The organism is Streptomyces sp. ICBB 8177 (assembly GCF_003144095.1).
Classification (GTDB): Bacteria; Actinomycetota; Actinomycetes; order Streptomycetales; family Streptomycetaceae; genus Streptantibioticus_D.
The window spans coordinates 512234-525651 of the sequence record NZ_NSKH01000018.1 but is presented as its reverse complement, the minus strand read 5'-3'; the positions used below and the strand labels follow the sequence as shown (position 1 = coordinate 525651).

The 13418-nt window shown below is 73.0% G+C and carries 14 protein-coding genes; 7 read left to right on the top strand and 7 right to left on the bottom strand.

Going from position 1 to position 13418, the window contains the following annotated elements; translation table 11 throughout:
• The first annotated feature begins 11 nt into the window (after positions 1–11).
• On the top strand, positions 12–1181 hold the full coding sequence (xylA, locus tag CK485_RS10695; protein WP_109449393.1) for a xylose isomerase: 1170 nt from the start codon (positions 12–14) through the stop codon (positions 1179–1181).
• A gap of 24 nt (positions 1182–1205) precedes the next feature.
• Here xylA and CK485_RS10690 read toward each other — a convergent pair whose 3' ends face one another.
• On the bottom strand, positions 1206–1832 hold the full coding sequence (locus CK485_RS10690) for an SMI1/KNR4 family protein (RefSeq protein WP_109449391.1): 627 nt from the start codon (positions 1830–1832) through the stop codon (positions 1206–1208).
• A gap of 233 nt (positions 1833–2065) precedes the next feature.
• Here CK485_RS10690 and CK485_RS10685 point away from each other — a divergent pair, with 233 nt between their 5' ends.
• From CK485_RS10685 to CK485_RS10675, 3 genes are all read left to right on the top strand, one after another.
• On the top strand, positions 2066–3514 hold the full coding sequence (locus CK485_RS10685) for a lipase maturation factor family protein (RefSeq protein WP_109449389.1): 1449 nt from the start codon (positions 2066–2068) through the stop codon (positions 3512–3514).
• A gap of 73 nt (positions 3515–3587) precedes the next feature.
• The gene (locus tag CK485_RS10680) at positions 3588–4535 is read left to right on the top strand and encodes a N(4)-(beta-N-acetylglucosaminyl)-L-asparaginase (RefSeq protein ID WP_109449387.1); all 948 of its coding nucleotides are present in this window, start codon (positions 3588–3590) and stop codon (positions 4533–4535) included.
• The gene (locus CK485_RS10675) at positions 4532–5356 is read left to right on the top strand and encodes a M55 family metallopeptidase (RefSeq protein WP_109449385.1); all 825 of its coding nucleotides are present in this window, start codon (positions 4532–4534) and stop codon (positions 5354–5356) included. The genes CK485_RS10680 and CK485_RS10675 overlap by 4 nt, the downstream gene beginning before the upstream one ends.
• 117 nt (positions 5357–5473) lie before the next feature.
• Here the strand turns inward: CK485_RS10675 and CK485_RS10670 are convergent, their stop codons facing one another.
• The gene (locus CK485_RS10670; protein ID WP_109449383.1) at positions 5474–5935 is read right to left on the bottom strand and encodes an ester cyclase; all 462 of its coding nucleotides are present in this window, start codon (positions 5933–5935) and stop codon (positions 5474–5476) included.
• A 99-nt stretch (positions 5936–6034) separates the two neighbouring features.
• Here CK485_RS10670 and CK485_RS10665 point away from each other — a divergent pair, with 99 nt between their 5' ends.
• Both CK485_RS10665 and CK485_RS10660 read left to right on the top strand, forming a co-directional pair.
• Positions 6035–6712, top strand: coding sequence for a TetR/AcrR family transcriptional regulator (locus CK485_RS10665; RefSeq protein WP_109449381.1), 678 nt, complete (start codon positions 6035–6037; stop codon positions 6710–6712).
• A gap of 101 nt (positions 6713–6813) precedes the next feature.
• On the top strand, positions 6814–7809 hold the full coding sequence (locus tag CK485_RS10660) for a Ku protein (RefSeq protein WP_109449379.1): 996 nt from the start codon (positions 6814–6816) through the stop codon (positions 7807–7809).
• 21 nt (positions 7810–7830) lie between these two features.
• Here the strand turns inward: CK485_RS10660 and ligD are convergent, their stop codons facing one another.
• From ligD to CK485_RS10640, 4 genes are all read right to left on the bottom strand, one after another.
• Positions 7831–8835 carry a non-homologous end-joining DNA ligase gene (gene ligD / locus CK485_RS10655; RefSeq protein WP_109449377.1) on the bottom strand — a complete coding sequence of 335 codons (1005 nt, stop codon included), beginning with the start codon at positions 8833–8835 and terminating at the stop codon, positions 7831–7833.
• Positions 8832–9443, bottom strand: a complete 612-nt coding sequence (locus CK485_RS10650) for a DNA polymerase ligase N-terminal domain-containing protein (protein ID WP_109449375.1) — start codon at positions 9441–9443, stop codon at positions 8832–8834. The genes ligD and CK485_RS10650 overlap by 4 nt, the downstream gene beginning before the upstream one ends.
• Positions 9444–9535: 92 nt before the next feature.
• Entirely contained in the window at positions 9536–9964 is a 429-nt protein-coding gene (locus CK485_RS10645) for a cyclic nucleotide-binding domain-containing protein (RefSeq protein WP_109449373.1), read from the bottom strand.
• A gap of 157 nt (positions 9965–10121) precedes the next feature.
• Complete coding sequence (locus tag CK485_RS10640) at positions 10122–11774, bottom strand: APC family permease (protein WP_109449371.1); 1653 nt, start codon at positions 11772–11774, stop codon at positions 10122–10124.
• Positions 11775–12093: 319 nt separating this feature from the next.
• Between CK485_RS10640 and CK485_RS10635 the strand changes: the two genes are divergently transcribed.
• Positions 12094–12366, top strand: coding sequence for a hypothetical protein (locus CK485_RS10635; protein WP_109449369.1), 273 nt, complete (start codon positions 12094–12096; stop codon positions 12364–12366).
• A gap of 51 nt (positions 12367–12417) precedes the next feature.
• On the opposite strand, the gene CK485_RS10630 is transcribed toward CK485_RS10635, so the two are convergent.
• Positions 12418–13182 (bottom strand): crotonase/enoyl-CoA hydratase family protein, encoded by a 765-nt coding sequence (locus CK485_RS10630; protein ID WP_109449367.1) that lies wholly within the window; start codon positions 13180–13182, stop codon positions 12418–12420.
• Between the last annotated feature and the right edge of the window lie 236 nt (positions 13183–13418).

Below are 13418 nucleotides of genomic sequence, written 5' to 3'. Positions count from 1 at the left end.
CGGAGCCGTCGATGACGCACCCCTTCACCCCCGCCCCCGAGGACAGGTTCACCTTCGGTCTGTGGACCGTGGGCTGGCAGGGCCGCGACCCGTTCGGGGACGCCACCCGCCGGCCGCTCGACCCGGCCGAGACCGTACGGCGCCTGGCGGAACTGGGCGCGTACGGCGTGACGTTCCACGACGACGACCTCATCCCCTTCGGCGCACCGGAGGCGGAACGGGAGGCTCGCGTCAAGGCGTTCCGCGCGGCGCTGGACGCCACCGGGCTCAAGGTGCCGATGGCGACCACCAACCTCTTCACGCACCCGGTCTTCAAGGACGGCGCGTTCACGGCCAACGACCGCGACGTGCGGCGCTTCGCGCTGCGCAAGACGCTGCGCAACATCGACCTGGCGGTCGAGCTGGGCGCCTCGGTCTACGTGGCCTGGGGCGGCCGGGAGGGCGCCGAGTCGGGCGCGGCCAAGGACGTGCGGGTGGCGCTGGACCGGATGAAGGAGGCGTTCGACGTCCTCACCGGCTACGTCGTGGAGCAGGGCTACGACCTGCGGTTCGCGGTCGAGCCCAAGCCCAACGAGCCGCGCGGCGACATCCTGCTGCCCACCGTCGGCCACGCGCTGGCGTTCATCGAGCGCCTGGAGCGTCCGGACCTGGTCGGGGTCAACCCGGAGGTGGGCCACGAGCAGATGGCGGGGCTCAACTTCCCGCACTCGGTGGCGCAGGCGCTGTGGGCGGGCAAGCTCTTCCACATCGACCTCAACGGCCAGTCGGGCCCGAGGTACGACCAGGACCTGCGGTTCGGCGCGGGCGACCTGCGCCAGGCGTTCTGGCTGGTGGACCTGCTGGAGCGGGGCGGGTACGCCGGGCCCCGGCACTTCGACTTCAAGCCGCCGCGCACCGAGGACCCCGAGGGCGTGTGGGACTCGGCGGCCGGCTGCATGCGCACGTACCTGATCCTGCGCGAGCGGGCCGCCGCCTTCCGTGCCGACCCCGAGGTGCGCGAGGCGCTGCGCGCCTCCCGGCTGGACGAGTTGGCGGTGCCCACGCTGGCCCCCGGCGAGACGGTGGCGGACCTGCGAGCGGGGGACGACGGCTTCGACGTCGAGGCGGCGGCCCGGCGCGGGATGGCCTTCGAGCGGCTGGACCAGCTGGCGATGGACCACCTGCTGGGCGCCCGCGGCTGAGGTCCCGCGCCCGCGCCGCCGCCGTCAGTCTTGCCCCCTCCCGGCGCGGGCGCGCGCCTCGGCTCCCCATCGGGGCAGGTCCACCGAGTCCAACTCCTCCTCCGACAGCGCCTGTTCGGGGTCGGCCCAGGAGTCGTCCGCCCCGGGGTAGGCGTACCAGCCCCGGCCGCTCAGCGAGGTCTCCAGCCACTGCGCGAGCCCGTGCGCGTCGAGGAACCACGCGTCCGCCCAGTCGCCGTCGACCGGGTTGGGCTCGAAGAGCAGCACGGTGCCCTCGGGACTGCGGCAGTCCACGCAGGCGAGCATCCCGCAGCCCCAGGTCATCACGGGCACCACGCCCTCGGGCCAGAACCACCCGGGGTCCTTGGCGTGGGGCTCGCGGCGTCGCCGGTAGGCGAGGGTCACCGGGCCGTGCGTCTCGCTGACGGGTTCGCTGCCGTCGAGCCGGAAGAAGCGGTACTCGGGGCCGAAGCCGCCGTCACCCACCTCCCGGTAGAGCCTGGCCAGCAACGGGTGCAGCGGGAAGCCGAGGGCGCGTTCGGCGTCGGCGAGGGCCCGCTCGGAGACCGGGGGCGGCATGTCGGGGCAGCGGCGGCGGGCGCGGTCGGCCACCCGGGCGAGGAGATCGTCGTGGGGAACGGGTGCGGTCATGCGCGGAATCATGCCGTCCCGTCCCGCGCGGCCTCGCGCCGGGGCACCGCTCGGCCTGACGCGCAGTCACGGGGGCGCGTCGTACGGGCGGCCGCGCCGCGCACCGGCGAAGGCACCGTACAGGCACGGCGCGGGTGCCGCACCCACGCCGGGCGCCGCGGCGTCCTTCGCCCCCGTGGCACGAAGTGGTACAGATGGGCCGCGCGGAGTCCGGCGTCCGAGGAGCGGGTTGCATGGGGTGGTTCACGGAGTCCGGCTACTGGCTGAGCCGGCTGGTCTTCCTGCGCGCCCTCGCCGCGATCTACGCGATCGCCTTCCTCGCCGCGGCCCTCCAGTTCCGGGCACTGATCGGGGAGCACGGGATGCTCCCGGTACCGCGCTTCGTGCGCCGCGTCCCGTTCCGCGGCTCCCCCAGCCTCTTCCACTGGGCTTACAGCGACCGGCTGTTCGCGGGCGTGGCCTGGGGCGGGGCCGTGCTGTCGGCGGCCGTGGTGGCGGGGGCGGCGGACGCGGTGCCGCTGTGGGCGTCGATGCTGATGTGGGCGGCGATGTGGGCGCTGTACCTGTCGATCGTCAACGTCGGCCAGACCTGGTACGGCTTCGGCTGGGAGTCGTTGCTGCTGGAGACCGGCACGCTGGCGGTCCTCCTGGGCAACGCGCACACCGCGCCGCCGGTGCCGGTGCTGTGGCTGCTGCGCTGGCTGCTGTTCCGGCTGGAGTTCGGCGCGGGGCTGATCAAGATGCGCGGGGACCGCTGCTGGCGCGATCTGACCTGCCTGTACTACCACCACGAGACCCAGCCGATGCCGGGACCGCTCAGCTGGTTCTTCCACCACCTGCCCCGGCCGCTGCACCGGGTGGAGACCGCGGCCAACCATGTCGCCCAACTCGTCCTTCCCGTACTGCTGTTCACCCCGCAGCCCATCGCCTCGTGGGCGGCCTGCTTCATGATCGTCACCCAGCTGTGGCTGGTGGCGTCCGGCAACTTCGCCTGGCTGAACTGGCTGACGATCGTCATCGCCGTCCCTGCGGTCGACGGCGCGCGGGCCGCGCGTGTCCTGGGGCTGCCTCGGCCGCCCGTCCTGGCGGCCGCTCCCGGCTGGTACGAGGGCCTGGTGCTGGCGGCCACCGCCGGGGTGCTGGTGCTCAGCTGGTGGCCCGCCCGCAACCTGTTCACGCGCGGCCAGATCATGAACTACTCCTTCAACCGCCTCCACCTGGTCAACGCCTACGGCGCGTTCGGATCGATCACCCGGGTACGGATGGAGGTGGCGGTGGAGGGCACCGCGGACACCGAGATCACTGCGGGGACGGTCTGGCGGGAGTACGGCTTCAAGGGCAAGCCGGGTCCGCCCGGCCGGCTGCCGCGCCAGTGGGCCCCGTACCACCTGCGGCTGGACTGGCTGATGTGGTTCGCCGCGCTCTCACCCGGTTACGCGGAGCCGTGGTTCCTGCCCTTCGTCGCCAGGCTGCTGGCCGGTGACCGCGCCACGCTGAAGCTGCTGCGGCACAACCCGTTCCCCGGCCGGCCGCCGGTCCGCGTCCGCGCCCGCCTCTACCGCTACCGCTTCACCTCCTGGCGGCAGTTGCGTACCACCGGGCAGTGGTGGGAGCGGACCTTGGTGCGCGAGTACCTGCCACCGGTGGGCCTGGACGGCGTGGCGCACCTCGTGCGGCCGTGACGGCCCTGTTCACCGGCGGGCGCGAGGTGCCAGACTCGCCGGCGGAACACGCCCACGACGAGCCGGGAGGACCATGACCGCGCCAGTGATCATCGGAAGCGAACGCAGCGAGATCGGGCTGCCGTTCGGGATGCGGGTGCTGCGCTCGGGCGGGTCCGCGCTGGACGCGGTGGAGGCCGCGATGCGCGCCTGCGAGGACAACCTGGCCGACCACTACGTCGGCACCGGAGGACTGCCGAACGCGCGCGGCGAGGTGGAGCTGGACGCCTCCGTCATGACCGGCTCCGACCGCAGGTTCGGCGCGGTCGCCGCGCTGCGCGGCTACCCCAACCCGATATCCGTGGCCCGCGCCGTGCTGGAGCGCCTGCCGCAGCACAGCCTGCTGGTCGGCGAGGGCGCGGCGCTGTTCGCCCGCGAATGCGGCTTCGCGGAGGGCGAGTTGCTGACCGCGGAGGCGCGGGCGATCTGGCGCAAGCAGCTCGCCGAGTCGGCCGAGGCGGTGGAGGGCGAGGACACCGCGGCCACCGACGGCGACCAGCGGTACCGGGCGAGCGCGCTGGAGCTGATCCGGCGCCTGGCACCGCACGACGGCCCGTGGGGCACGATCAACATCATGGCGCTCGACGCCTCCGGTGAGCTGTGCGTGGCCGTCTCGACGTCCGGTTACCCCTACAAGTACCCGGGGCGGGTGGGCGATTCCGCGGTGCCGGGCGCGGGCAACTGGTGCGACCTGCGGGCCGGTGGCGCCGCGTGCACCGGGCGCGGCGAGCTGAGCATGCGCGGCGGCACCGCCCGCACCGTGGTGGACCTGATGGCGGGCGGCGCGGCGCCCGCCGACGCGTGCGTGGCGGCGCTGCGGGACGCGGCCGGCCTGCCCGACGACTTCCGTGCCGAACTGCGCGCGCTCGCCCTCACCCCGGACGGACGGCACGGCGGCGCGGCGGGCCAGGCGGGCAGCACGTACGCGGTGATGACCGAGGCGTCCGACGCACCCGAGATCCACCCCAGGAGCACGCTGTGAAGGTCTTCGTCTCCTCCGACATGGAGGGCACCGCGGGCGTCGTCGCGTGGGAGCAGTGCCGTGCGCCGGACCCGGAGTACCAGTACTACCGGGAGCTGTTGCAGGAGGAGGTCAACGCCGCGATCCAGGGCGCCGAGGAGGCGGGCGCGACCGGGTTCCTGGTCAACGACTCGCACTCGACGATGGCGAACCTGCGCCCGGACGCGCTGGCCGGCCGGGCCCGCTACCTGTCGGGGCGGCACAAGCCGCTGTACATGATGCAGGGTCTGGACGCCTCGTTCGACGCGGTCTTCTTCGTCTCGTACCACGGCTCGATGTCGTCCGAGGGCTCCGCGCTGTCGCACACCTACAACCCGGCCGCGATCAGCGAGGTGCGGCTGAACGGGGTGGTGGCGGGCGAGAGCGGGATCAACGCGCTGGTGGCTCTGGGTCACGGGGTCCCGGTCGTGCTGGTCACCGGGGACGCCACGACGCTGGAGGAGGCGCTGCCGTTCTGCCCCGGCGTCGAGGGCGCGGTGGTGAAGTCGTCGGTCTCCCGCTTCGCCGCCGACAGCCTGCACCCGCTGGAGGCGCGGGAGGTGATCCGCCGGGCCGCCCGCGCCGCGATCGAGCGGCTGCCGGACGCGGAGCCGCCCAGGATCACGCTGCCCGCGACGCTGACCGTGCGCTTCCGCAACGCGGACCTCGCCGAGATGGCCACCTGGATCGAGGGTGCCGAACGGCACGACCGACTGGCGGTGCGCATGACGGACGACGATCCGGTGCGGTTGTACCGGCGGTTCGTCACCGTGGTGATGCTGACCCGGGGCATCGCCGAGTGAGCCCGCCGGGGCGCGCTGCCGCGTGAACGGCTGTGGCGGGGGCGGGGCGCCGTCGCCGACGCTCCGCCCCCGCCACCCCCGTGCGCCGCCCGCTCCCCCGTGGCGGGCGACGCGCGCTCAGTCGGCGGTCGGCCAGTCCCAGCCGAGTTGGAGGAACATCCCGAGCCGGTCGCTGACCGCGCGGATCTCGCTGATCCGGGCGCCGGTCACGGTGAAGACCCAGATCTGCTCGACCTCGAAGGAACGGCGGGTCGGCTCCGGCATCCGCGGATGGGTGCCGGTGTGCGTGCCGGTGGCGACGACGCGGGCCACCACCCGGTCTCCTTCCGCGATCAGCTCCTGCGCCGCCATCCGCGCGTCGCCGAACGCGACCATCTGCTGCCGGAATCCCTCGAAGGCGGCGCCGGGTTCGTCGGCCTCACCGTGGATGACCTTGTTGTGGTCGACCACGTCGTGCGCCATGTGGCGCGAGAGGTCCTCGACGCGGCGTTCGTTGATGGCGGCGAGGAAGTCGCTGACGACCTTCTTGTTCGCTTCCGTCGAAGCCGTCCCGACCGGCCTGCCCGTCGCGACGCTCATGTGGATCCCCCTGCCCCCGTCACTTCTTACGCCGTAAGAGTCCGACGCGCGACTACGATGCTCTTACGCCGTAAGAATGTCAAGCCGACCGGAGGCCCCATGACCGACCGCCGCAAGCGCGGACGCGGTGAACGCGCCGGGCTGACCAGGCAGTCCGTGCTCGACGCCGCCCTGGAGCTGGCCGACCGCAAGGGCCTGCGGGCCCTGTCCATGCGGGCCCTGGGCGCCGAGCTGGGCGTGGAGGCGATGACGCTCTACCACTACGTGCCCCACAAGGACGCCCTGCTGGACGGCATCGTGGAACGGGCGGTGGACGAGATCGCGCTGCCCGCCGCCGACGACGGCGCGGACTGGCGGGACGCGATGCGCGCGTACGCGGAATCGCTGCGGAACACGCTGCTGCGCCACCCCGGCGTGCTGCCGCTGGTGGCGACCCGGCCCGCGGCCACGCCGGGCACGCTGCGCGCGGTCGAACGCGGCCTGACCGTGCTGCGCGCGGCCGGACTGCCGCTCGGGCGGGCGGTGGACACGCTCAACACGCTCTCCCTCTTCGTCATCGCCCACACCGCAGCCGAGGTGGCCTCCGCGCCGGTCAACGAGGCGGGTGCGGCCGGTTCGCCGCAGGCGCTGGCCGAGCTGGATCCGCAGGACTTCCCGCTGATCGCCGCGGCGGCCCGGACCGGTTCCGGCACGGACGACGCGGAGCGCTTCAGGTTCGGCGTCCAGGCGCTGATCACCGGCTGCGCGGCGCTGCTGGGCGAGCCGGACCGCGGCTGACGCCGACGCGTTCGCGGTGCGCGTTCACCCCCACGCCGCCACCGCCCTGCCGGTGCGGCACACCCGGCATACGCTGGTTTCCCGCACGAAGGGACGAACCCATGCGAAGCATCTGGAAAGGGGCCATCTCCTTCGGCCTGGTCTCCATCCCGGTCACCCTCTACAAGGCGACCCAGGAGCACCGGCTGCCGCTCCACCAGGTGCACGCCGAGGACGGCGGCCGCATCCGGCAGAAGCGGGTCTGCGAGAAGTGCGGCAAGGAGGTCGCCTACGCGGACGTGGCCAAGGGCTTCGAGGACGACGAGGGCCGGGAGGCCGTGCTGACCGACGAGGACCTGGCCGACCTGCCGCTGCCCAGCAAGAAGGTCATCGACGTCCTGGCGTTCGTGGACGCCGGGGAGATCGACCCGCTGATGTTCTCCTCGTCCTACTACCTGGGCCCCGCCTCCCCGGCCGCCGACAAGCCGTACGCGCTGCTGCGCGACGCGCTGGCGGACGGCGGCAAGGCCGCGGTCACCAAGATCACCATCTCCACCCGGGAGTCGCTGGCCCTGCTGCGCGTCCACGACGAGACGCTCGCGCTGCACACGATGTTCTGGCCGGACGAGGTGCGCTCCGACGCGGAGGTGGGCCCCAGCGGCAAGGTCACCATCCGCTCCCAGGAGCGCAAGATGGCGGCCAGCCTGATGGAGACCCTCTCCGAGGGCTTCGACCTGGAAGAACTGCACGACGACTACCAGGAGGCGCTGCGTTCCCTGGTGGCGGCCCGGCTGGAGGGCAGACCCGCGCCGTCGCCGCAGACCCGCGAGGCGCCCGACAACGTCATCGACCTCACCTCGGCGCTCCAGGCCAGCCTGGAGGCGAGCGGCGCCCGCAAACCGGAGGAGAAGCCCGCGAAGAAGACGGCTTCCAAGCGCGCCGCGTCGAAGAAGTCCGCCTCCTCACGGGGGGGCGATGGCGGACGCGGGACGGCGGCGAAGAAGACCACGGGCAAGAAGGCGGCGGCGAAGAAGTCGTCCGCGAGCGGAAGCGGGTCGGCGAAGAAGAAGACCGCCAAGACCGCGGCGAAGAAGACGGCCTCCAGCAAGGCCTCCTGAGGCGGTCGCTGACCGCCCCGGTCACGCGGCGCGCTCCCGCACCACCTCTTCGGGACGCTTGTCGTCGCGCAGGCCCAGGAAGCGCGGGTGGCGCAGCTTGCCGTCGCGGGTCCACTCGGCGAACGCGACCTGCGCCACCAGTTGCGGTTCGATCCAGTGGGCACCGCTCTCGCGCACCGGCTCGCCGAACGGGGAACTCGCCCGCCGCAGCCCGTCGAGGCGGCGGCGCAGGCGGTTCAGGGTGGCGGTGTCGAAGCCGGTGCCGACCTTGCCCGCGTACCGCAGCGCCCCGTGCGCGTAGTAGCCGACCAGCAGCGCGCCGAATCCGGTGCGGCTGCCCGCGGGCTCGGTGAAACCGCCGACGACCATCTCCTGTCCGGCGGCGCACTTGAGCTTCAGCCAGTCGCCCGACCGCTTCTCGACGTATCGGGCGTCGGCTCGTTTGGCGATCAGGCCCTCCCAGCCCTTGCCGCACGCGTCGTCCAGCAACGCGGGATCCCAGGCGTTGCGGTGCGTGGTGAAGCGCAGCGGTTCGCGCCACTTCAGGGCCCGGCGCAGCAGGGCCTTGCGGGTGCGCAGCGGCAGCCCGGTCAGGTCGTACCCGTCGAGCCGCAGCAGGTCGAAGACGTAGAAGGTGACGGCGACGCCGGTGGCGCGGGCGCGGCGGGCGTCGGTCAGCTGCATGCGCCGCTGGAGAAGTTCGAAGCTGGTGCGGCCCTGCCGGTCGAGCGCGACGACCTCGCCGTCCACCACGAAGTCCCGGCAGTCCTGTGCGTCCAGCGCCTCGCGGATCTCCGGGTAGGTGGCCGACATCGGCTTGCCGCTGCGGGAGGTCAGCCGGCTGCTGTCGCCCTGGCGGTGGGCCAGCGCCCGCACGCCGTCCAGCTTGCGTTCGAAGAGCCAGTCCCCGTCGAAGGAGCGCCGGTCGCTCAGGACGGCGAGCATCGGCCGGATCTCGTACGCGGCACGGGCCGGGCGCAGTCTCTCGCGCTGCGCGGGCGGCAGCCCTTCGAGGAGCCCGCTCACCGCTCGGCGTCCTCGTCCGCGGCGATCTGGGCGAGGGTGCGGCGGGTGAGCGCCGAGCGCATGCGGTGCGGGTGCGGGGGCGAACCGGTCGAGGAGGCGTGCTTGTCGCGTTCCTTGACCAGCAGCCAGGCACCGTCCCGCAGCCGGGTGAGCGCGTAGCCGCCGCGGAGCTTGTCGCCGTCGAGCCAGAACGCGGCGTGGCCCCGGTCCAGCGCCTCGGCGAGCGGGACCTGCTCGCCGCGGTGTTTCGACAGGTTGCGGTAGTCGCCGGTGTCCCACACCATCACCGTCCCGGCGCCGTACTCCCCGTCGGCGATGACGCCTTCGAAGGCGCCGTACTCCAGCGGATGGTCCTCGGTGGGCACCGCGAGCCGCTTGTCGCCGGGGTCGCGGGAGACACCCTTGGGGACCGCCCAGGACTTGAGCACGCCGTCGGCCTCCAGGCGGAAGTCGAAGTGCGTGGTGCTCGCCTCGTGAAGCTGCACCACGAAGGCGCCGTCGCCCTTGCCCTCGCGCCGCGGGCCCGCGCTGTCGTTGCCCTTCGGCTCCCTGGTCCTGGCGAAGTCGCGCTTGCGGTGGTACTCCGCCAGATCTCGCTTCGTGGCCATGGCGGTCTCCGTCCGGTCTGCGCGTGGTCGGTACGGTGCGGCTTGCCGGGGACGCGCCGTTCAAACGCCCGGGGCCTGCCGCGCGGCGGCGGTCACAGGTTGAACAGCCGGGTGCGGGCGGCCTCCAGGCGGTGCGCGAGGATCTCGGCGACGACCCTGGTCAGCGCGTAGCCGAGGGCCGGGTCGGCGTCGCAGGCCGCCCGCACGTCGGCGCCGTCGAACTCGTAGGCGCGCACCGGGCTGAGCGCCTCCGCGCCGAAGTCCCACTGGTAGGGCGGGAACATCCACGACCAGCCCAGCAGGTCGCCCGGCCCCAGCGTCTCCACGGTCACCGGACGGCGGCCGGGGACCTTCAGGTCCAGGGTGACCGCGCCGGAGCGCAGCACCCAGAACCGGTCGGCGGTGCCGTTCTCCTCGAAGATCCGGGTGTCCTGGTCGAAGGCCACCTCGTGGGCCATCTCCATCATCCGGTCGCGGTACTCCGGCGGTACGCCCCGCAGCAGGCGTGTAGCAGCTGTCATGGCAACCCTCCTCCGCCCGGACGCCCGCCGTCTCGGCGCGACGCCGCCGGCCCTCGTACCCCTATTGGACGCGCGTTGCGCCCCGGCGGCATCCGGAGCGCGCGAGGGTGAGGCCGCGGGCTCCGGGAATCCGGAAAGCCCGCGGCCTCACCCTGGGTCAGTGTCCTTCCACCGGCACGACCTCGACGGATCCGATGTACTCCTGCGTCTCCTCGTCCGGCAGCCGGACGAAGAAGGCCCAGAAGTAGATCGCGAGACTGAACGCGGCGATGATCACGATGTCCCACCACAGCGGGATGTGGTTCTGCGCGCCGCAGGCGGCACTGGAGGCGGGGCCGGTGCTGCAGTAGCGACCCTGCCAGGACAGCACGCCCATGCCGAGCAGGTAGACCGGCAGCCACTGCGCCGACTTCCAGTCCATGTGGATGGTCTTGGGGTTGAGCTTCAGGCCCCACGACAGCCCCAGCAGCACGTAGCCGAGGAGGATCGCCAGGCCCAGCCGCCACAGGGTGTCCCAGCCGGCCCAGTAGATGATCAGGTTGGCCACGACGAACGCCACCGGCGACCAGAACATGCCGCCGGGCAGCCGGTACGGCCGCGGCCGGTCCGGGTCCTGCTTGCGCAGGCAGCCGAAGGCCAGCGGGGCCCCGGCGTACATCAGCACGCTCGCGGAGGTCACGAAGCCGACCAGCTTCTGCCAGGTGGGGAAGGGCAGGAAGACGATCAGCCCGATGATGAAGGCGAACAGCATGCCGAACCACGGGACGCCGCGCTTGGTGGTGCGCTCGAAGACGGCGGGCACGTAGCCGTTGCGGGACAGGCCGTAGGAGACCCGGGAGGTCGCCGTGGTGTAGATCAGGCCGGTGCCGGACGGCGAGACGATGGCGTCGATGTACAGCAGGGTGGCCAGCCAGCCCAGGCCGACCGTGGTGGCCAGACCGGCGAACGGACCCGCCTTGTTGCTGAACGCCAAGTTGGCCCAGCCGTGCGCGAAGGCGCTGTGCGGAAGGGCGGCGATGAAGACGACCTGGAGCGCCACGTAGATCAGCACGCCGATGAGGATGGAGCCGATGACCGCGCGGGGGATGTCGCGCGCGGGGTTGCGACTCTCACCGGCGAGCTGGTCGGCCTGCTCGAAGCCCAGCAGGGCGAAGATGATCCCGCTGGTGCTCACCGCCGACAGCACGCCCTCGGCGCCGAACGGGGCGAAGCCGCCGGTGCCGAAGTTGCTGCCGTGGAAGTTCGTCGAGGCGAACACGATGATCGTGAAGACCGGGATGGCGACCTTCCACCAGGTGGCCGCGCTGTTGGTGTTGGCCAGCCAGCGGATGCCGAAGAAGTTGATGACCACGAAGAACGCCATGAACGCCACGGCCAGTCCGTAGCCTCCGGCGGTCAGGTGGTCCTTGCCCGACTGCACCCAGGGCGCGTGCACGCTCAGGTAGTCCAGCGCCGCCATGACCTCGATCGGGGCCACGGTGACGGCCTGCAACCAGGAGAACCAGCCGAACGAGGCGCCCGCGGCGCTGCCGAAGGCGTAGTGCGGGAACCGGGCGGTGCCGCCCGCCACCGGGTACATCGCGCCCAGTTCGGCGTGGACGAACGCCAGGATGATGATCGCCACCGCGCCGATCGCCCAGGAGATGAGAGCCGCGGTGCCGGCGGCCTGCGCGGCGAACAGGGCGCCGAACAGCCAGCCGGATCCGATGATGGACCCCTCGGAGGTCCAGATGAGCCCGATGAGCCCGATGTCCCGCTTCAGGCCGGGATTCTTGGGGGTGAGTGGAGCTACTTCGGTCGGCGTCTGCATGGTCTGTGCACCCCTCGTTCCGAACCGGGTGAGGTGAGGAGCGATATCCGGCAGCCGGGCTTCACGCCGGAAACAACCCGCTGCGGGGAATCCGCTGTGTAGCGAGATGAGACGTTACGCCCATATTAAAGATTCTGTTAAGAATCGGGTAGTGGGCGATCCCGCGTTCTTGCGCCGCTTCTTCTCGGATCATGCGCGCGCAGGTCCCGCCCCGCAACACCGGGCGGCGCCGCGCACGCAGGGGTGACCCATCGGCCGCTGCCGCGTTTCCCCTGGTGTGACGGGGACAGGCCCCGTCCGCGGCGGAAGGGGACGACCGGTGAGCACGAGGACGACACCGAGGGCGACGCGACGGGGCGGGGCGCTGCCGGGCCCCGCGGCGGGCATGCCGCGCGCGCTCACGGGGGTGCTGGCGGGCCTGATGGCCGCCGGGGCGGTCTTGACCGCGGCGGCGGCCCCGGGCTGTGCGGCAGCCTGGGCGGACGACGGCCACTGCCCGATCCCGCTGACCCACGCGGGCGCGCTCGGCAAGCTCATCTCGCAGGACTCGCTCGGCGGGACGTGCGACGCGCTGCGGACGCAGGGCGGGTAGGCGGGCGTCAACGGGCGTGCCGCCGGGGCGGGTTGACGTGGCGTCAGCCGGTCAGATCCCGTCGAACGTGCCGTGCCGCCCCGCGCCCCGGCTGAAGCGGCGCGCACCGTCCATCGCCTCCGCCAGCACCGCCTGGCCGAGGCGGAGTTCGGCCGCCATCGCCTCGGCCTCCGGCAGGCCGCGCTGCTCCAGGACGGAGGCGCGGTCGCCGCGCAGGCACGCCTGGGGGAAGCGCGCGATGTCGGCCGCGAGGGCCTCGGCGGCGGCGCGGGCCTGCCCCGGCGGGACGATCCGGTTGGCCAGGCCCATCTCGTACGCCTCGGGCGCGGGCACCGGGCGGCCGGTCAGGATGAGGTCCATCGCCCGGCTCTCCCCGATCAGCCGGGGCAGCCGCACGGTGCCGCCGTCGATCAGCGGGACGCCCCAACGGCGGCAGAAGACGCCGAAGACCGCGTCCTGTTCGGCCACCCGCAGGTCGCACCAGAGGGCCAGTTCGAGGCCGCCCGCGACCGCGTGCCCGCTGACCGCGGCGACGACCGGCTTGGACAGCCGCATCCGGGTCGGCCCCATCGGCCCGTCCCCCTCCGGCGCCACCCGGTTGCCGCGCTCGGTGCCGACCGCCTTGAGGTCGGCACCCGCGCAGAACGTGCCACCCTCGCCCCACAGCACCGCGACGCGGGCCGTCTCGTCGGCCTCGAACCCCCGGAACGCGTCGGCCAGCGCGGCGGCGGTGGCGCCGTCCACCGCGTTGCGGCACTCCGGCCGGGCCAGGACGACGGTGGTGACGGGGCCTCGCCGTTCGACGCGGACGCTCATGGCTGCTCCTTGACGGCTCGCGCGGCGGCTCGGACGCACCGCCGGGACGACGCACGAACCTAGCACCGTGATCGTCGGCCGCCACGAGCGCCCGGCACCCGGCCGCCGACCGCCGCGGCGCCGGCCGGCTCACCCGGGTGGACCCAGTGCCGCGACGCGGCCGCACGCCCCTCGGATGGGTGATTCCCGGGCCCGGCGGGATCGGGCCGGTTTGTGTCCGCGGACCCCGGGCAGGC

Coding starts and splice junctions, on each gene's coding strand:
- CK485_RS10630 (WP_109449367.1), bottom strand. CDS start 13,182: ATGAGCGTCCGCGTCGAACGGCGAGGCCCCGTCACCACCGTCGTCCTG.
- CK485_RS10680 (WP_109449387.1), top strand. CDS start 3,588: ATGACCGCGCCAGTGATCATCGGAAGCGAACGCAGCGAGATCGGGCTG.
- CK485_RS10645 (WP_109449373.1), bottom strand. CDS start 9,964: ATGACAGCTGCTACACGCCTGCTGCGGGGCGTACCGCCGGAGTACCGC.
- CK485_RS10660 (WP_109449379.1), top strand. CDS start 6,814: ATGCGAAGCATCTGGAAAGGGGCCATCTCCTTCGGCCTGGTCTCCATC.
- CK485_RS10690 (WP_109449391.1), bottom strand. CDS start 1,832: ATGACCGCACCCGTTCCCCACGACGATCTCCTCGCCCGGGTGGCCGAC.
- CK485_RS10670 (WP_109449383.1), bottom strand. CDS start 5,935: ATGAGCGTCGCGACGGGCAGGCCGGTCGGGACGGCTTCGACGGAAGCG.
- CK485_RS10665 (WP_109449381.1), top strand. CDS start 6,035: ATGACCGACCGCCGCAAGCGCGGACGCGGTGAACGCGCCGGGCTGACC.
- xylA (WP_109449393.1), top strand. CDS start 12: ATGACGCACCCCTTCACCCCCGCCCCCGAGGACAGGTTCACCTTCGGT.
- CK485_RS10650 (WP_109449375.1), bottom strand. CDS start 9,443: ATGGCCACGAAGCGAGATCTGGCGGAGTACCACCGCAAGCGCGACTTC.
- CK485_RS10640 (WP_109449371.1), bottom strand. CDS start 11,774: ATGCAGACGCCGACCGAAGTAGCTCCACTCACCCCCAAGAATCCCGGC.
- CK485_RS10685 (WP_109449389.1), top strand. CDS start 2,066: ATGGGGTGGTTCACGGAGTCCGGCTACTGGCTGAGCCGGCTGGTCTTC.